Here is a 17,497-nt window from a genome sequence, read left to right as displayed (position 1 = left end):
AGGAGTGTTCCATGATGATAAAGCCGAATCGTAAGGTGGATGGATTTATAAAAAAAACCAAGACCTGGAAGGAAGAATTTGAGAGGTTGAGAAGCATCCTTCTTGGCTTTGAGGAGCTGGACGAAGAAATCAAGTGGATGCATCCTTGTTACACGCTAGAGGGTAAAAACATCGTGTTAATGCATGGATTTAAAGACTATTGTGCGCTTCTGTTTCACAAAGGGGCCTTATTAAAGGACCCTGACGGGATTCTCATCCAACAAACGGAGAATGTGCAGGCAGCGCGCCAGATCCGGTTCACGAATGTTCAAGAAATCATAGAAATGAAGCCAATCTTGAAAGCGTATATCCAGGAAGCCATTGAAGTGGAAAAGGCCGGTTTGCAAGTGGAATTAAAAAAGACAGAAGAATACACCATCCCGGAAGAACTTCAAACCAAGTTCGATGAAGTCCCTGCCTTGAAGACGGCTTTTGAAGAATTGACCCCGGGAAGGCAACGAGCCTACATTCTTTATTTCTCTAAAGCCAAACAATCCAAAACCCGCGAATCAAGGATTGAAAAATATATGGAGCATATTCTTGATGGTAAGGGATTGAATGATTAATAGGGACCTGTCCCCTCGTCCCACATGAATAATTAGGACGAAAGCAAAATAGGTATATAGAAAGACTGATGGTACAAGTTCCATCTTGTACTGAGCTCTGGATTGGGGCTGATTCTATGTATCGAAACAGAAATAGAGATAGGCTTGTGAACATCGTCATTTTATCGCTCGTTTGCATCCTTATGTTTCATATCATTCGGATTATCCTTCACGTTAAGGTTTACTTCGTGTATAGCATGGGGATGGGCTATCTTTTATTTATTGGACTAATCATCTTCCTGATTATGTTCCTATATTTGAAAAGATGACGGTCCTCAAGGAAAACGCAATTAATAAGATTGCGTTTTTTTTATTTGGCATTTAAAGGGTTTTCACAGGAGTTTAGTAGAATATGAAAAGTGAGAATACAATTTCCGTGAATGGAGGGATTTCACATGAGGAAACTGCTCGTGTTCGGCGCAAGTGGATTAGTGGGGAAGGCGTTGGTGGAAGAGTGCAAAGATTCCTTTGATGTATTTGGGACCTATGCAACCAGGCCGGTAGATCTTCCAGAAGAAAAACAATTTCAATTAGAAATCAGCGATATGGATAAGATGAAAGAAATCGTTCAGTCCATCAAACCCGATAGCATCATTTCATGTCTAAGAGGTGATTTCGATCAACAGCTTGAATTTCATAGGGAGCTGGCATTGGAAATCGAAAACACAGAAAGAGTACTCTATTATTTTTCAACGGCAAATGTGTTTGATGGGGATTCCACGAAGCATCATTCAGAAGAAGACACTCCTAACGCTGAATCACCTTATGGACAGTTCAAAATGGAGTGTGAAAATATGTTGCAGGAAGTTTTAAAGGAACGTGCGGTTATGATACGAATTCCGCAAATATGGGGGAAAAAGTCTCCGAGGTTGGATCAAGTCAGAAGTGGAATTGAGAATAACTCGATCGATGTATACAGCAATCTGGAGTGCAATCATCTAACGGATGAATTCCTTGCAAAACAGTTGAAATACATCATCCTCCATAAACTTTCAGGAGTTTTTCACCTTGGTGCAGTCGATATGATGTCTCAAGATCGCTTTATTAAAGAATTAGTCAGCACTCTTACAGACAAAGAAATAAAATTTCATTATCGTTTGCTTCAAGATATACCAGATACATATCATTTTGGATTGAAGAGCATTCGAAACGATCTTCCAAGAAGTTTGTTGAAGACGAATAGGGAAATGATAGACGATATAGTTAGTCCAGATGGTTCACGATGAATTATCAGAATGGATAAGAATTTTGTGACCTGAGAATAAAATATAATCATAAATTAAATGGAGCAATGGAACATGAAAGTAGAACGATTACTGGCGATTATCATCAAGTTATTAAATACCAATAGAATAACGGCAAAAAAGCTTGCCGAAGAGTTCGAGGTCTCTGTACGGACGATTCAAAGGGATATCGAATCAATTAACCTCGCGGGTATTCCGATTGTTTCGTATAAAGGTTCTAACGGCGGCTATGGAATTCTTGAGGAATACAAAATCAGTACAGGATTATTTAATGATATAGAATATGAATTGCTGCTCACTGCATTAAATGGTGTCTATAAAACCTATGATGATAGACAATTAAAACAAATTATTGAAAAGCTGACATCCATAAAGTCAAATGGGAACGTTCATCAAACTTCACCCGTTTGGTTAGATTTCGGTGGCTGGGGACCGACTGAAAAAAGGAAAGAAAAAATAAATATGATCAAACAATCGATTGAATCCAATAAAGTCATTGCTTTTCAATATATTGATATTAATGGAAGCTATACAGAAAGAGAAATTGAACCTGTTACGTTGATTCTAAAGATCAATAAATGGTATGTGTATGCTTTTTGTAAACTAAGAAATGAATATCGGTTGTTTAAATTAGGAAGAATGCAAAACATGAAACGTACATCTAAACCTATTGAGCAAAGAGAACGAAGCGAACATGAAAGCTTTTACCGGCACAATCGTGAAATGGTTACAATCACACTAAAGTTCACTCAACATGCTTTAAATGAGTTGGAGGATTATTTCGATTTAGATTCTGTAGAATTCGGTGATGACGGGTGGGTTTATCTGACTGAATCATTCCCGGAAGATGAATGGGTCTATCGTATGATCTTAAGTCTCGGCTCCGAAATAGAAGTTCTTGAGCCAGTACATATTAGGGAGATTATGAAAGAAAGAGCAAAGAAAATATATGATAAATATTAAGAAATACGACATAATGGTGTCGGCTTATGTGTGATACGGTATCAATATGAATCAATTCTAATAAATAGGAGGGATCAACATGTCAGTAGTGAATCAATTAGCTTCCCAGCTTAATAGAAATGACGAAGAGCCAAATATTGAGCTGGCACACACGTTAGCTAATGAAGAAAATCATGCGGGTATAGAAGAGGTTATTGAAGGTCTGTCTAGCAAAGATAAAAAGGTTCAACATGACTGTATCAAAGTAATGTATGAAATCGGACAGGTTAAACCAGAACTGATAAGTAAGTATGCCCTGACCTTTATAGAGTTGCTGAAAAGCCGTAATAATCGTTTAGTATGGGGTGCGATGACAGCATTATCAACAATTACTGAGGAATCTTCAGAAACGATCATGGCTCACCTTCACACAATAAAGAGTGCCATGAAAATGGGTTCGGTCATTACCATTGATAAAGGTGTTCTAACTCTTGCGAAGCTCGCGGCGGTTAGTAAGGAAAATAATGATGCGATTTTTCCATTCTTACTCCAGCACCTTGAGAATTGTAGAACAAAAGAAGTGCCTCAGCACTCTGAAAGCACAATGGTAGCTGTTACAGGTGAAAATAGAGAGGGATTTCTGAATGTGTTACGAAAAAGAGAACCCTATTTAACGGCCCCTCAACTAAAAAGAGTAAAAAAAATCTATAAAACCTTGGAAGCGTAATGAGGTTAAATAGTGAGGTGATAAAATGAAAGAATATAAGAAATGTCAGAGTTGTGCCATGCCCTTAAAGAAAATGGAAGACCGCGGTACTGAGAAGAATTCAGAAAGAAGTTCGATGTACTGTAAGCATTGTTATCAAGAAGGGGAATTCACCCAAAAAGACATCACAGTAGAAGAAATGAAGCAATTTGTAAAGAAAAAGTGTATTGAAATGGGTTTACCGAAGTTTATGGCAGGGATGTATGTAAAAAATCTTCATAAATTGTACAGGTGGCAATAGTCATTATACACTCATGTAAAGAGGATGTTAGAGGGTGCAGCGTCTCTGATGAGTTTAAATATAACCGGCTGTCTTTTTAGTTGGAGTAACTAAACGAGGTGAAAGAGATGGTTAGAAGAATATAGATTGCCTCCTCAATTTGATTTGTATTAAATTTTGGAGGCTAACTAATTAAGCAGGAGTTGGAAATAGTATGAAGCAAAATAAGTATGATGATGTGAATTTTTTTTCTGAATATAAAAATATGGAACGTTCCGTTAAAGGTCTTGAAAGTGCGGGAGAATGGCACGTATTAAAAGAGCTTTTACCCGAACTCCGAAATAAGAGTGTACTTGATTTGGGATGCGGTTTTGGCTGGCATTGTCGCTATGCTCGGGAACAGCAAGCAAAATCTGTTATCGGAGTGGATATATCTGAAAACATGCTTCAGCAAGCCCGCGAAATGACCAATGATCCTTTCATTTCTTACATTAAGATGCCAATCGAAGACATTGATTTTTCTGATTCCCAATTTGATGTTGTGATCAGTTCATTGGCTTTTCACTATATTGAGTCCTTTGCAGCAATCTGTAAAAAGATCTATGATAGTTTACAGCCGGGAGGTTCTTTTATATTTTCAGTTGAACATCCAATGTTCACTTCCCGAAAGGAACAAGATTGGTATTGTGATGACCAAGGGAATCGTTTACATTGGCCGGTTGACCGTTACCAATTAGAAGGCATACGTGAAACAACGTTCCTGACCGAAAATGTTGTAAAATATCACCGGACATTTTCTACTTATGTCAATGACTTACTAAATGCAGGCTTTAATATAAGGAAAATGAAAGAACCAGTTCCCTCTAACGAAATGTTAGAAACTGTGCCTGAAATGAAAGATGAACTCCGCAGACCTATGTTCTTGATCATCTCAGCAGAAAAGTAATGCGTATCATCACTCTTACAAAATGTAGGGGCAATTTTCGCCTTCCCCTAAAGGATCTTCTAGCGGAAGGGTATGCAAGCTTTCTTCCCTATAAGCAAAGAAGACTCGTCAATTGACGAGTCTTCTTTGCTTATATTTGCTGTCAAACTCTATAAGTATATCATTATAGCTTTGGAGATCGGTTTAAGCACCTCAAAAAGGACCCCCATACCACTTCTTTCTATGAAGTCTTGACAGATTCACTTGATACCATCTTTGAAGGGACTCTGATCCCGGTTTCTTTGATCATAATGTCAGGCTTGGACTTGAGAAGAGAGAACAATACACATCCTGCTATAACAATGACACTGCCGACAGCTTGTAGCCCATTCATCTTTTCCCCGAGAAAAACAAAGGCCAATAAGGCTGTGAACACAGGGTTGAAGTTCAAGAACAATCCTGAAGTACTCGGCCCCAGGTTATTCACCCCGATATTCCATAAGACCATGCATACAACCGTGGAAATCACGCCGGTATATAAGATGGACTGCACGAAAGAGGCATCAACATTTGTCACCAGGAAAGTAGAAAGGTTAAAAGGAAGAAGGATGAGAAGGCCAAATAGTCCTGAGTATAAAATGGACATCATGGGAGTGACGGTCTTCATTGCCCACTTACTGCAAACGGAATAGATTCCCCACATCACAACCGCAGCCAGCATATAGAGATCCCCTTCATTAAATTGCAAGGAATAGACCATCTCCACTTTCCCTTTGGACAGGACGAGCAACACGCCAAAGAGTGAGATGAACATGGATGACAGTTGAAATGCGTTCATCTTTTCCTTCAGAAAAATAAAAGAGATCCCGGCAATGGAGAACATATTTAACGTAGAGATCAGGCCCACATTGGTGGCAGATGTCTTTTCCAAAGCCATGAATTGCAGTGCCTGAAAAAGGGCTACCCCCGTCAGGCCCATGAAAAATAAGGGCAGGATCGATTGAATGGGTGGAACCAGCTTCTTTTCTTTCCACCAGACAATCGGGAACAGACAGACGATGGCGATTGCCCACCTTAATATGGTCAACGTTCCCGGGGATGCATGTTCCACAAGGGTTTTCCCCACGATGAAATTGCCTCCCCAGAGAAGACTTGTCAGTAACAACAGATAATAATATTTCACGTCATTCAGCCCCTTTTCGAAGAGCCATTGTGCACAATGACATTGTCTATAAGAATAATTTTAACATTTTCCTGATAATACAAAAGAACTTATTGTATAATGATTATTAATCGAAATATATGAAAGTGTAATAGGGTTTTAGGTTATAAAAATTCATATATACATAGTTTTATCAGTGGTTTTTGGAACAATTGAAAAGGGTGGATGGAGCATGGAGACGATTGTAAGCAGGGTTTTGGACCAAATGGATCTAAAGCTGTTGGATTTGCTTCAAAAGGATGGGCAACTCAGTAATCTGGAACTGTCGAAGCGGGTCAATTTATCAGCACCCGCCGTACACGCAAGGATCAAACGGTTGGAAATGGAAGGATATATCAAAAAGCAGGTAGCCATTCTCAACCATGAAAAACTGGGATTTGACTTGTTATGCTTCGTATTTATGAGCACGAATGAACATCGTACAGAAAAACTGGAAGCTGTTGAGGGGACATTGGAATCAATGGAAGAAGTCCTTGAATGTCATTGCTTGACCGGGGAATATGATTACCTCTTAAAAGTGGCATGCAAGGATCGCAAGGGATTGGAACTCTTTATCAGAAGGCTGAATGAAATGGGGATCACCAAGATTCAGACAAGCTTGGCGTTGAGGGAGATCAAGGATTCTACGGTGTTGCCGATACAGGGATAATGAGGGTGACCTTCAGATCTTACGGGTTAGTGATGACCATCTCACCTTCGCCATTTACAATCATTTGAGTTGTTAGTGTAGAAGAGCGAATAAATGAATGGCGTATTGCCAAATAATAATAGTAAGGATTGACAAATTTAACCTGTATCATTTACATTTGTTGTAACATATATTGGATCACTTACATTCCATGACGAGAACGAGTAGGTATGGAATCTGTTCTACAGAGAGTTGGCGATTTGGTGGAAGTCAACGTTCAGATCATATTGAATATCCTCTCCGAGAAGCAAAGCTGAAGGTACTTTAAGCTTTGACGGGTTTCCGCCGTTACAAGGAACGCGTATGATTGTACGTTGCATGAGCGCTGTCACGTAAACTTGAAATCGAGTTTATGGATAGAATCAGGGTGGTATCGCGGGTTATAACTCGTCCCTAACATAAGTTAGGGGCGGGTTTTTTTATTTACAAAAAAATAGAGGGTGATGACATGAAAAAGGTGAATGTAAACGAAAAGGCGGTCGAAAGAGAGCAGCGGATCCAGGATTTCTGGAATTCGAATCATATTTTTGAAAAGTCAGTGACAAACCGTGAAGGGAAAAAGTCGTTCGTCTTCTATGAAGGACCTCCGACTGCCAATGGGCTTCCACATGCTGGTCACGTTCTGGGGCGTGTGATCAAAGATTTTGTCGCAAGGTATCAGACCATGCGTGGATATCAAGTCAAACGTAAGGCAGGCTGGGACACACACGGTCTCCCGGTGGAATTGGGCGTCGAAAAGAAAATCGGCGTGTCCGGTAAACAAGAAATCGAGGAATACGGTGTTGAGAAATTCATTGAAGAATGTAAAAAGAGTGTTTTCGATTATGAGGGGCAGTGGCGCACCTTTACGGAGGCAATCGGATACTGGGTTGATATGGATGATCCCTATGTAACCCTTCAGAACAATTATATCGAAAGTGTCTGGCACATCCTTTCGAAGATCCATGAGAAAGGGTTGCTCTATCAAGGGCATCGGGTCGCGCCTTATTGCCCGAGCTGCCAAACCTCCCTCAGTTCCCATGAGGTGGCTCAAGGATATAAGGATGTAAAAGATTTATCCGCGACAGCTAAATTCAAGGTGGAAGGGAAAGAGCATGAATACTTTCTGGGCTGGACGACAACACCTTGGACGCTACCTGCCAATGTGGCGCTCGCCGTCCATGAAGACGTGGATTACGTGAAAGCCAAACGGGGTGAAGAGACGTATATCCTGGCAAAGTACCTTGTGAACGATGTGTTGGGAGACGACTTCGAGTTGGTCAGTGAGCATAAAGGGTGCGAATTTGTAGGGGTTTCGTATCAGCCGCCGTTCAACAATCTCACGCTCGACCGCGGGCATGAAGTGATTTCGGCATCGTTTGTGACCGATGACAGCGGAACCGGGATTGTTCACCTGGCTCCCGCTCACGGTGAAGATGATTACAATGCCATCAAAGAAAGTGGATTGGATTTTGTCAATATCGTGGATGAGAAGGGTTGTTACACCAGAGATTTCAAGCCTCTAGAAGGAGAATTCACAAAGGACAGCGACGTGAAGATCATCAAAATGCTCGCGGATAGCAACCTTCTCTTTTCCAAGGAGAAGTATGAACACAGCTATCCACACTGCTGGCGCTGTGACTCACCACTTCTCTATTACGCAATGGAAGGCTGGTTCATCAAGACAACGGCCGTAAAAGAGACCATCTTAAAGAACAACCAATCCGTCGAGTGGTATCCGGATCATATGAAAGAAGGAAGGTTTGGGAAATTCCTTGAAAATATGGTGGATTGGAACCTGGGGAGGAACCGTTACTGGGGGACTCCGCTGAACGTCTGGGTTTGCGGGGAATGTGATCATCAGTATGTCCCGGGAAGTATCCAGGAGCTGAAAGAACATGCGAAAAGGGGTTGGAGGGACAATCTTGAACTTCATAAACCATATGTCGATGAAGTCATCGTGGAGTGTCCGTCCTGTTCTCATGAAATGAACAGGACGAAAGAAGTCATCGATGTCTGGTTTGACAGTGGTTCGATGCCGTTTGCACAGTATCATTATCCATTTGAAAACAAAGAGTTATTTCATCAGCAATTTCCTGCAGATGTGATTGCCGAAGGGGTGGACCAGACGAGGGGCTGGTTCTACAGCTTGTTGACGGTTTCCTCCCTCCTCACAGGGAAAGCCCCATATAAGCGCGTATTGTCACTCGGACACATACTGGATGAAGACGGACGTAAAATGTCTAAAAGTAAAGGAAATGTCATCAATCCAATGGATCTCGTTGAGAAATTTGGGGCAGATGCTCTCAGATGGGCATTGCTTGCAGATAGTGCCCCGTGGAATAACAAACGCTTTTCAGAAAACGTCGTCGGCCAGGCTAAATCGAAGCTTGTCGACACGCTGAATAACGTTCATTCCTTTTACACCCTGTATGCAGTGATTGATGGTTTCGAACCTCATAAACACGAGGCTGGAACTCCTTCTCTACTCGATCAGTGGATGTTATCACGATTGAATTCGGTTATCAGAAACGTAACGGACCATTTAGATCAATATGACTTTACCGCAGGAGCAAGAGAATTATCCATCCTGGTTGATCAGGTGAGTAATTGGTATATCCGCAGATCACGTGAACGCTTTTGGAGCGAAGGGTTGAATGAAGATAAACTGGCTGCGTTTCATACATTGAATCGAGTATTAGTCAGTGTAAGCCGATTGCTGGCACCATTCACTCCGTTCATTGCAGAGGATATCCATATAAACTTGACCAATGAAAGCGTCCATCTGGCTGATTTTCCTAAAGTAAATCAGGAAGACATCAATCCAGCATTGGAAACGGAAATGGATCGCGTCTTACAAGTAGTCGAACTTGCCCGATCTGCCCGTAATACGACGAATATTAAAACAAAGCAGCCTCTATCCAGGCTTACGATAGTGGGAGCAAAAAATGATACAGAATTACTTAGGAAGTATGAATACATCATTCAAGATGAAATCAATGTAAAGAATGTACAATTGCAGGACCAGGCAGGAGATTCCGTGCAATATGAATTAAAGCTGAACTTCCCGACTGCAGGTCCGAAACTCGGTAAGCTCGTGGGCCTTGTGCAGAAACATTTACAATCGTTAGATCAGGAAGAAGCAAGCAAGGTTGTAGAACAAGGCTATCTTGACTTTGAGTCTCCAACTGGAGAAAAGGTTTCAGTGGAGAAAGATGATCTCATCGTTCATCAAAAGACACATCAAGGGTTGGAAATGGTTTCAAACTCAACTTTCAGTGTTTTCCTGGATACGACCATCACAGAAGATCTGCGTAAAGAAGGGAAGGCCCGTGAGCTTGTTCGAGCCGTTCAGCAATATAGAAAAGAATTGAACCTGTCTGTAGAACAGCGTGTGCACCTTGTGCTGGATGTCAATGATTCAATGAAAGAGGTAGTGGAGAAATTTGAAGATTTACTGCAGGGCAGTCTCTTGATCAAGAGCATGACGTTTGAGAAATTAGAAAGCATGAAGACAGTCGAGATTGATGGTGACAGCATAGGGATATTTGTAGGAGTGTAATTATTCACATAACCGTTTTAGGGCTTATCCGAATTTGGGTAAGCCCTTATTTTGTCTTGAGATGTGAATGCTCAGAGATAAATAAGTCTGAGGTATTGTATGGTGATCGCCTTATCTACTTCTGATTATACCCTCGTTCTCCATACGGCTGCAGTTTCTCCAACCACTTTTCCTCCAACTCCTCCAGAGCTTCTTTTTCAGTCACAAATGGATCATCATTCTTTTTCAGTTTTTCCAACAGCTCGAATGTAAAAGCGTCTTTCCCGTACTGGTTCCATTCGGTTTGTAACCCTTTGCTGGTGGTGAATCCATTGTTTTCAAGCATGAACTTGATTCCGTTCAGGGTCTTCAAGTTTTTTGTGCTTCCGATATAGATTTTATTGTTTTGCTGATTTACGATTTGAAAGACACCTGCTTCAATCGGTGTTTCTTTATATTGTTGTTTTAACTCTCTTTTACGATCCATGTTAAGACCTCCTGTTCGTTCTTTACTTCTTTAACCAGTACTTGCTTCCGTCGGATTTACGGTCTATAAACCCATATTCAATGAGATATCTTCTGATGAGCACATAATCGTCATAAATGTCTTTTAATACATGATTTAATTCCTTTTCATCGTACATATCGTTTTTCTTCAACTGTTTCGAAATCTCACGAAGAATGACCAGCCTTTGCTTTTCCTTTGGGGGGAATTTCGTCAATGCCCCGTCAGAGAAGTACTTTTTCACGATCTGCTCCTGTTCGGTCTGTGTAATATTGTACCGTTCGTCCACCATGGTGGCTGTCTTATGAACAGGGACAAACGTCGGGGCATTATCGTCTTTTTCTTTCAGCAATTCCATCATCGCCAGGAAGGTCTTGGCCTGACGCTCCTTTTCTTTTAATGCAAACCGGTGATGGCGGATAGTGGACGCACTTCCGATATCCAATTCTTCCTTGATTTCTTTGTCATTTTTCCCTTGATAAAAGAGGGTCAATAAACGTTTTTGGTGATCGGTAAGACCCGTGAGCTTTTTATCCATTCCAATTAAATAATCGAATACAGATAGGTGCGTACGTTCAATATGAACGCCCATAAATTTTTCAGCGAGGTAAAATTTATCTTCGTAAGGATAGACCATGCCTTTTTCAATGATCTCTCCGCACATAAGACAAATAAAGGAATCTTCTTCTTCTATAAAACCTCTTTTCATTTCTTCCAACGAGGCACTCCAAAACAAGTTGGAAAGCTCCATTCCTTAACACGCCCCTTTCTTTTTATCTTCAACGAAATTATTATACAAACAAATTTTAACTATGTTTGTTACTTTATAAACATAATATAAAATTGTTTGTTAATTGTCAAATGAAATGGTGATGTTCATCCATTTGAGTATTAGGTGATCACAGTCTCCAAATAGATCAATCAGCAGACTTACCCAAAAATCCAATCACAGTGTGGACCTGATGCAAAGGGCGTGGTATCTTCAGATTATCAAGGTATGAAAATCTCTAAATTGAATGGAACGGAGGCCGAAGTGGATGAACGACGTGACGAACATTCAATGTGAAAATATAACAGATGATATCATTCAGGAATACCAACAAAAGGGCTATAAGATGGTATTCCAAGAATATGTGATGGAACACTCCTTAACTGATATCCCCAAAATCGAAGCACCTTTTCCTTTGATTTTCAAAAGTTGGTCACCATCATTGAAAGAACGATTTTATGAAGTTTACGAGGCTTCATTTAAGCACCGTCCCGGTTTTCCCGGGTGGACGAGGGAGAAGTGGGTGGAGTGGATATCGTCCGGTTCTGATTTTCTAGCGGAACGGTCCTATATCGCGACTGTCAATGACCAGGCGGTAGGGTTCATTGCGACCGATCAGGAGACTGATACAACCGGGTATTTTATTCAAGTGGGTGTAATTCCGGAGTGGCGGGGAAAAGGGGTCGCTGCTGTATTGATTTGCAAATGCTTAGAAGACCTCCGTCATGATGGAATGAAATCCGCCGCCCTTCACGTGAATCAAAACAATCCCCGAGCCATAAAGCTTTATGAACGTATAGGATTCAAGACTGTGCGGAAAAGAGGCACGTTTGGATTGATATCTTAGGGTATCCAGAATGGAAGGATACGCTTATTTTTGCTGTAGTTTAAGGAGAGAATAATGAGAGTAGAATCTAAGTCTTTCAATTGTGTTAGAAATAAGATTGAAATCAAGAAATAAGTGGTGTACGATAAAAAGAATATTTTAAGGATTGCCACTCGGTAGAAAGAAAAAATGAGATACCCATGCAGCGAACTATATGATTTTTTCACAATAGGTAAAGAAATCCTGCATTCGTTTTGTGGAGAGGTCTTTTTTTCATTTAAGGAGGAGGCCGACATGCTACATTACATAAATGGACTAGCGGACTTTTTCTGGCAGCATGATATTTATTTCCGGATCGTAGTGAGTGCGGTATTGGGATTCGTCATCGGATGGGACCGATCAGCGAAGAACAAGCCCGCTGGATTAAAAACATATACGTATGTGTCAGTGGCATGTACGTTGATCACGATCGTATCGATTGAAGGCGCAGAGATGCTCAGTCAGCCGGATAGCGGAAAAATGATGGATCCCTTCCGTCTGGCTGCCCAGATCGTATCAGGGCTCGGGTTTCTAGGTGCAGGCGTGATCCTGAAAGATGGACTGCGGGTGAAGGGACTCACTTCCGCTGCGATGATCTTCTACGTGGGGGGTGTCGGAATCGGAATTGGAGCAGGGTTTTATTCGATTGTCATCTTCGCCACCCTCGTCACTTTCATCATGACGAGGGTTGGAAATTTCTTTGAAGAACGGGAGATCAAAGCCATGAGCCTGCCGAAGATGCGGAAGAAAAACGAGGAAAAAGATGAGAGATGAAGCTTGCAACTCGAGTGATGAGGTTTCTACTTGATGGGGGCACGAAAATGGGGTAAGACCCTCAGCGAGGTGAAGTAGATTACTATGATCCAAAAGAGCTTTGCGTTAAGGAAGATCAAGGTTTCTACTGTGTTACCAATACAGGGGTAAAACTAAAATCGTGCGGAAAAAAACTACTATGTTATTGAACGAATAAGGCAATGGCCAGGTGTCTCTGGCCATTGCCTTATTTAGCTTGTTATTTTAGGTATTCTCCTTAAAGTATAGTATTTCGACAACTCCTCATACTACCTTTAGGGAGGATGAAGGATGCCTAAAATAGAAATGTGCCTAAAAGAAAATATAGAACATATAAGGAATACCTTTCACGACACATCTGACCTTATCGTAAGAAATTTAAAGTCTGGCTGCGAAGGTTCCCTTGAAATGAATATTGTCTATTTGGACGGAATTATCGATACGGATGTTATTCAGGATTATGTGGTCAAGCCGTTATTAGAACCATTTGAGACTGAAGGTTTGACTGAATCACTCATCGATCAAATCATTGAAAGAATAGTTGAATCGGCAGATGTGAAAACGACTACTCAGTATCAAGAATTGACCAATGGCATCGTACAAGGAAGTACAGTCTTATTAATTGACGGGTTTCCAGAAGGCATCATAATACCATCTCCTAAGTGGGCAGAAAGAAGCGTCGAAGCGTCAATTGGAGAACGTTCAGTAAGAGGTCCACAAATTGGATTAACAGAAAAGATAAAAACAAATATCAATTTGATAAGAGGTTCATTAAAAACGCCGGATTTGTGTGTGGAAACAGTAGAAATTGGCACCAATTCACCAACATCTGTTTCCATCTTATATATAGATGGTACTGTCGATAACGGGATATTAAAAGAAGTCAAAAAGAGGATACATAGCCTTACCGTAAAGTACGTCCTGAGTGAAAGAGTAGTAGAGGAAGTACTAGAAGGAAAGCCAAAAACATTTTTTTCCCGGCTAAGACATTCAGAACGAATTGACGGGGCAGTTTCATCCTTATTTGAAGGAAGAGTGGTAGTGATGGTGGACGGGTACCCTTTCGCCATCATTGCTCCTGCTTTATTTATTGATTTTATTCAGGCACCCGATGATTACCACATATCAATGGGCAGATTCACCAGCCGAATCATCCGTTTTATCGCCTTTCTATTAGGAATATACCTGCCAGCGGTTTACATAGCATTAGCAAATTTTCATAAAGATGACATACCCACCAAGATTTCAAAAGCTATCATTTCTGACGATGAGATATTGCCAACCTTTTGGGAAATCGCCATTCTTTTATTCTTGGTCAGAATATTAGTAGACGTTTCGTTTCGTCTTCCGCAAAGTGCAGTCATATTGGTGTCTTTAATCGGGACCATCGTCATTGGCGAAACGGCGGTCACCGCCAAATTAATCCACCCCGTCAGTCTGATCGTCATAGGGATAACCGCTCTTTCCAGTTTCTTGGGAGCAAACAGAGGACTGGTGGGACCTGATGCCACCTTAAGGATAGTATTTTTATTAACGGCTAACTTTTTTGGTTTTAATGGAATCATCATTGGGACAACCATTCTAATGTTGTATATGGTGAGTCTGAAATCGCTCGGAGTTCCTTATCTTTCTCCTATCATTCCTTTTAAGATGCAGGAATTAAAGGATACGTTTTATCGAGAAGATTTACAGAGGCTTACTAATAGCAAGCATACTTATACTAAGGATGGTGATTGATCAATAGCAATAACCCTTTAATGTGCAAATTGCAATGGAAGGATAGGATCAAGACCATCCTGCGGTCAGTAGAATATCAAGGGTTTTTAAGAGGTACTATTAGGATACGTCCATTCTCAATACAGCTGTCGCAGCTGTATTTTTTTGTAGGGAATTCAATCGTCAAAGGGATATTGGATATGATTGTTTTGTAAAAAAAATGAAATCCCATTGCCAACTTTTAGTTAATATTGTATTATTGTGAATAATCAGACATATATATTAGACAGGTTATCGTCTAAGGGTAGAGATGCGGAGAATCCCTGTGACCAATGAAATGCATGACATTTATTTGTGATGCAGTTTATTGTTCATGGGTTTTTTTATGAAAAAAAGGGGAGGAATGGGCATGAAAAACAAGTTTTTATCATTCGTAATAGTGTTGATGGTTGTTCTTGCCGGATGCGGCAGCAGTGATACTGCCGGGGGTGAAACGACGGAAATCGATTTCTGGTTCCCGGTTGCGGTTGGCGGGGATGTAGCGAAGATCGTTGATGGGTTTGTGGCTGATTTCGAGAAAGAGAATCCCGAAATCAAAGTGAACGCGAAATATGGGGGCAGTTATGCTGAGACGATGACCCAGGTCATGGCATCGGCCCAGGCAGGAAATTCACCTGAGCTTGCTGTGTTATTCTCCATCGACCTTTTCACATTGCTTGAGAACGACTTGATCGAGGAATTGACGCCGATGTTCGAGAAAGAGTATTTGAATGATTTCTATGATGGTTTCATGGCGAATTCTTCCATCGATGATAAGGTGTACAGTTTGCCATTCCAGCGCAGTACCATCGTCCTTTACTATAACAAGGACGCCTTCAAGGAAGCCGGTTTGGATCCGGAAGCACCACCTGAAAACTGGGATCAGCTGGTGGAATACGGGAAGAAGCTGACGAAAAATGGAGGCAAGGATCAGTGGGGTCTCGAAATTCCGAGCACCGGCTACCAGTACTGGATGTTCCAGGCTTTAGCCCTTCAGACTGGAGACAACATCATGTCTCAAGATGGTAAGGAAGTACATTTCAATGCACCATACTCGAAAGAAGCGATGGATTTCTGGTTATCCCTTGGAAAGGAACATAAAATCATGCCGGAGGGAGTCATTGAATGGGCGACGGTTCCTTCTGACTTCCTGAGTGGAAAAACGGCGATGATGTACCATACGACAGGTAATCTGACGAATGTGAAGAACAATGCGGACTTTGATTTCGGTGTTTCCTTCCTGCCGGCGAACAATGAGTATGGTTCCCCTACCGGAGGAGGAAACATCTACTTGTTCAAAGATCTTCCAAAAGAGAATAAGGAAGCGGCCATCAAGTTCATGAAGTTTCTTACAGAGCCTGAGCGTGTTGCCCAGTGGTCAATCGATACAGGATATGTAGCCACAACCGAATCAGCTTATGAGACCGACTTGTTGAAGAAGTATGTAGAGGAATTCCCACCTGCACTGGTTGCCCGCGAGCAGCTCGAGTATGCAGAAAGTGAACTCGCAACCTATCAAAATGGTGAAGTGCAGAAAATCTTCAATGACCATATTCAATCGATCCTGACGGGGCAAAGCCCGGTTGATGAAGGGTTGGACAATGCACAGAAGAAAGCGGAAAAAGTATTGGAGCCTTTTCAGTAATAAGATAGTGATCGAAGAGTGAATGGAGTGAGGCTCAGGTGGGCTTTGTGCTGACTTGAGCTCCTGCTCCTGCTTCACAAGAAAGGTGGGGCCGATCAATGACAACGAAACAAAGAAAACTCAGCACTGGGGCGAGAAATAATCTGTTTGCCTACGGGCTGCTGTTTCCTTCTTTCATATTTTTGAGTTTGTTTACGTTTTACCCGACGCTCAAATCGATCCAGTTAAGCTTCTATAGTGGCCCGATGACCAGGCTGCAATTTTCGGGCCTTGAACAATATAAAGGAGTTTTCGAGGATGAAATATTCCGGAAGGTCATTCTGAATAATATCCTCTTCATGATCGGTACAGTGCCGACAAGTTTGTTCCTGGCGATGTATCTTGCCATCTGGCTGAATAAAAAAATGGCCGGAAGCTCTTTGCTTCGTACGTCATTTTTCTACCCGACGATCGTTCCGTTGATTGCGGTGGCAAATATTTGGCTTTTCATCTACACCCCGCAGTATGGATTGCTCGATAACTTTCTGCATATGTTCGGACGGGATGACACGAACTGGCTGGGGGATCCAAACACCGTCATGATCGCGATGATTGTCATGATCATCTGGAAAGATGCCGGTTTCTTCATGATCTTTTATCTGGCAGGTTTGCAAAATCTACCGAGGGACGTGTATGAAGCGGCTGAGATGGAAGGGGCGAAACCGTTCCAGATGTTCCGTCATATCACCTTCCCACTGCTGATGCCTACGACGCTGTTCGTCATGATCGTGGCGATTACGAATTCATTTAAAAACGTCGACCACCTGTACATCATGACCAAGGGTGGACCGGATAATGCCAGCAATCTATTACTCTACCATATCTATGAAGTGGCATTCACGAACTGGGATTTAGGTAAAGCAGCGGTGCTGACCGTGATTTTGATCGTCATCATGCTCGGAATCACAGCATTCAATTATTTGTACCTTGATCGGAAAATCCATTATTAAGGAGGG

16 protein-coding genes and 1 other annotated feature are annotated in these 17,497 nt (G+C 41.6%); of the genes, 13 read left to right on the top strand and 3 right to left on the bottom strand.

Annotation, left to right across the window (positions count from 1 at the left end; genetic code table 11):
• Positions 1 to 14 precede the first annotated feature (14 nt).
• From ACFQWC_RS20780 to ACFQWC_RS20755, 6 genes are all read left to right on the top strand, one after another.
• A complete protein-coding gene (locus ACFQWC_RS20780) occupies positions 15 to 605 on the top strand; it encodes a YdeI/OmpD-associated family protein (protein WP_341358015.1) in 591 nt (196 codons plus the stop codon).
• Between the two features lie 434 nt (positions 606 to 1,039).
• Complete coding sequence (locus tag ACFQWC_RS20775; protein WP_377108997.1) at positions 1,040 to 1,870, top strand: sugar nucleotide-binding protein; 831 nt, start codon at positions 1,040 to 1,042, stop codon at positions 1,868 to 1,870.
• A gap of 72 nt (positions 1,871 to 1,942) precedes the next feature.
• A complete protein-coding gene (locus tag ACFQWC_RS20770; protein ID WP_377108996.1) occupies positions 1,943 to 2,851 on the top strand; it encodes a helix-turn-helix transcriptional regulator in 909 nt (302 codons plus the stop codon).
• A 79-nt stretch (positions 2,852 to 2,930) separates the two neighbouring features.
• The gene (locus tag ACFQWC_RS20765) at positions 2,931 to 3,557 is read left to right on the top strand and encodes a hypothetical protein (protein ID WP_299739228.1); all 627 of its coding nucleotides are present in this window, start codon (positions 2,931 to 2,933) and stop codon (positions 3,555 to 3,557) included.
• 25 nt (positions 3,558 to 3,582) lie between these two features.
• Positions 3,583 to 3,837 carry a zinc ribbon domain-containing protein gene (locus tag ACFQWC_RS20760; protein ID WP_299739226.1) on the top strand — a complete coding sequence of 85 codons (255 nt, stop codon included), beginning with the start codon at positions 3,583 to 3,585 and terminating at the stop codon, positions 3,835 to 3,837.
• Positions 3,838 to 4,030: 193 nt separating this feature from the next.
• Positions 4,031 to 4,762, top strand: a complete 732-nt coding sequence (locus tag ACFQWC_RS20755; protein ID WP_299739224.1) for a class I SAM-dependent methyltransferase — start codon at positions 4,031 to 4,033, stop codon at positions 4,760 to 4,762.
• A gap of 220 nt (positions 4,763 to 4,982) precedes the next feature.
• Here ACFQWC_RS20755 and ACFQWC_RS20750 read toward each other — a convergent pair whose 3' ends face one another.
• Positions 4,983 to 5,924, bottom strand: a complete 942-nt coding sequence (locus ACFQWC_RS20750; protein WP_299739223.1) for a DMT family transporter — start codon at positions 5,922 to 5,924, stop codon at positions 4,983 to 4,985.
• 211 nt (positions 5,925 to 6,135) lie between these two features.
• On the opposite strand from ACFQWC_RS20750, the gene ACFQWC_RS20745 reads away from it, so the two are divergent.
• Together ACFQWC_RS20745 and ileS are read left to right on the top strand one after the other, a co-directional pair.
• Positions 6,136 to 6,612 (top strand): Lrp/AsnC family transcriptional regulator, encoded by a 477-nt coding sequence (locus ACFQWC_RS20745; protein ID WP_299739221.1) that lies wholly within the window; start codon positions 6,136 to 6,138, stop codon positions 6,610 to 6,612.
• A gap of 181 nt (positions 6,613 to 6,793) precedes the next feature.
• Positions 6,794 to 7,049, top strand: a binding site (T-box leader).
• 50 nt (positions 7,050 to 7,099) lie between these two features.
• Positions 7,100 to 10,192 (top strand): isoleucine--tRNA ligase, encoded by a 3,093-nt coding sequence (gene ileS, locus ACFQWC_RS20740; RefSeq protein ID WP_377108995.1) that lies wholly within the window; start codon positions 7,100 to 7,102, stop codon positions 10,190 to 10,192.
• Positions 10,193 to 10,307: 115 nt separating this feature from the next.
• Here the strand turns inward: ileS and ACFQWC_RS20735 are convergent, their stop codons facing one another.
• Together ACFQWC_RS20735 and ACFQWC_RS20730 are read right to left on the bottom strand one after the other, a co-directional pair.
• Positions 10,308 to 10,658 carry a GIY-YIG nuclease family protein gene (locus tag ACFQWC_RS20735; RefSeq protein ID WP_377108994.1) on the bottom strand — a complete coding sequence of 117 codons (351 nt, stop codon included), beginning with the start codon at positions 10,656 to 10,658 and terminating at the stop codon, positions 10,308 to 10,310.
• Between the two features lie 22 nt (positions 10,659 to 10,680).
• The gene (locus ACFQWC_RS20730; protein ID WP_377108993.1) at positions 10,681 to 11,427 is read right to left on the bottom strand and encodes a DUF2087 domain-containing protein; all 747 of its coding nucleotides are present in this window, start codon (positions 11,425 to 11,427) and stop codon (positions 10,681 to 10,683) included.
• Between the two features lie 286 nt (positions 11,428 to 11,713).
• On the opposite strand from ACFQWC_RS20730, the gene ACFQWC_RS20725 reads away from it, so the two are divergent.
• The 5 genes from ACFQWC_RS20725 to ACFQWC_RS20705 all read left to right on the top strand — a co-directional run bounded on the left by ACFQWC_RS20725 (position 11,714) and on the right by ACFQWC_RS20705 (position 17,491).
• A complete protein-coding gene (locus ACFQWC_RS20725; RefSeq protein WP_377108992.1) occupies positions 11,714 to 12,292 on the top strand; it encodes a GNAT family N-acetyltransferase in 579 nt (192 codons plus the stop codon).
• A gap of 273 nt (positions 12,293 to 12,565) precedes the next feature.
• Positions 12,566 to 13,084 (top strand): MgtC/SapB family protein, encoded by a 519-nt coding sequence (locus ACFQWC_RS20720; protein WP_299739212.1) that lies wholly within the window; start codon positions 12,566 to 12,568, stop codon positions 13,082 to 13,084.
• Between the two features lie 309 nt (positions 13,085 to 13,393).
• Entirely contained in the window at positions 13,394 to 14,839 is a 1,446-nt protein-coding gene (locus tag ACFQWC_RS20715; RefSeq protein WP_377108991.1) for a spore germination protein, read from the top strand.
• Positions 14,840 to 15,221: 382 nt separating this feature from the next.
• Positions 15,222 to 16,502 carry an ABC transporter substrate-binding protein gene (locus tag ACFQWC_RS20710; RefSeq protein WP_377108990.1) on the top strand — a complete coding sequence of 427 codons (1,281 nt, stop codon included), beginning with the start codon at positions 15,222 to 15,224 and terminating at the stop codon, positions 16,500 to 16,502.
• A 98-nt stretch (positions 16,503 to 16,600) separates the two neighbouring features.
• Positions 16,601 to 17,491 carry a carbohydrate ABC transporter permease gene (locus tag ACFQWC_RS20705; protein ID WP_377108989.1) on the top strand — a complete coding sequence of 297 codons (891 nt, stop codon included), beginning with the start codon at positions 16,601 to 16,603 and terminating at the stop codon, positions 17,489 to 17,491.
• Positions 17,492 to 17,497: the final 6 nt, after the last annotated feature.

Source organism: Rossellomorea sp. GCM10028870 (assembly GCF_042666755.1).
Taxonomy (GTDB): domain Bacteria; phylum Bacillota; class Bacilli; order Bacillales; family Bacillaceae_B; genus Rossellomorea.
This window is presented reverse-complemented; position numbering and strand designations above follow the sequence as displayed.

Coding starts and splice junctions, on each gene's coding strand:
- ACFQWC_RS20780 (WP_341358015.1), top strand. CDS start 15: ATGATAAAGCCGAATCGTAAGGTGGATGGATTTATAAAAAAAACCAAG.
- ACFQWC_RS20775 (WP_377108997.1), top strand. CDS start 1,040: ATGAGGAAACTGCTCGTGTTCGGCGCAAGTGGATTAGTGGGGAAGGCG.
- ACFQWC_RS20770 (WP_377108996.1), top strand. CDS start 1,943: ATGAAAGTAGAACGATTACTGGCGATTATCATCAAGTTATTAAATACC.
- ACFQWC_RS20765 (WP_299739228.1), top strand. CDS start 2,931: ATGTCAGTAGTGAATCAATTAGCTTCCCAGCTTAATAGAAATGACGAA.
- ACFQWC_RS20760 (WP_299739226.1), top strand. CDS start 3,583: ATGAAAGAATATAAGAAATGTCAGAGTTGTGCCATGCCCTTAAAGAAA.
- ACFQWC_RS20755 (WP_299739224.1), top strand. CDS start 4,031: ATGAAGCAAAATAAGTATGATGATGTGAATTTTTTTTCTGAATATAAA.
- ACFQWC_RS20745 (WP_299739221.1), top strand. CDS start 6,136: ATGGAGACGATTGTAAGCAGGGTTTTGGACCAAATGGATCTAAAGCTG.
- ileS (WP_377108995.1), top strand. CDS start 7,100: ATGAAAAAGGTGAATGTAAACGAAAAGGCGGTCGAAAGAGAGCAGCGG.
- ACFQWC_RS20735 (WP_377108994.1), bottom strand. CDS start 10,658: ATGGATCGTAAAAGAGAGTTAAAACAACAATATAAAGAAACACCGATT.
- ACFQWC_RS20730 (WP_377108993.1), bottom strand. CDS start 11,427: ATGGAGCTTTCCAACTTGTTTTGGAGTGCCTCGTTGGAAGAAATGAAA.
- ACFQWC_RS20725 (WP_377108992.1), top strand. CDS start 11,714: ATGAACGACGTGACGAACATTCAATGTGAAAATATAACAGATGATATC.
- ACFQWC_RS20720 (WP_299739212.1), top strand. CDS start 12,566: ATGCTACATTACATAAATGGACTAGCGGACTTTTTCTGGCAGCATGAT.
- ACFQWC_RS20715 (WP_377108991.1), top strand. CDS start 13,394: ATGCCTAAAATAGAAATGTGCCTAAAAGAAAATATAGAACATATAAGG.
- ACFQWC_RS20710 (WP_377108990.1), top strand. CDS start 15,222: ATGGGCATGAAAAACAAGTTTTTATCATTCGTAATAGTGTTGATGGTT.
- ACFQWC_RS20705 (WP_377108989.1), top strand. CDS start 16,601: ATGACAACGAAACAAAGAAAACTCAGCACTGGGGCGAGAAATAATCTG.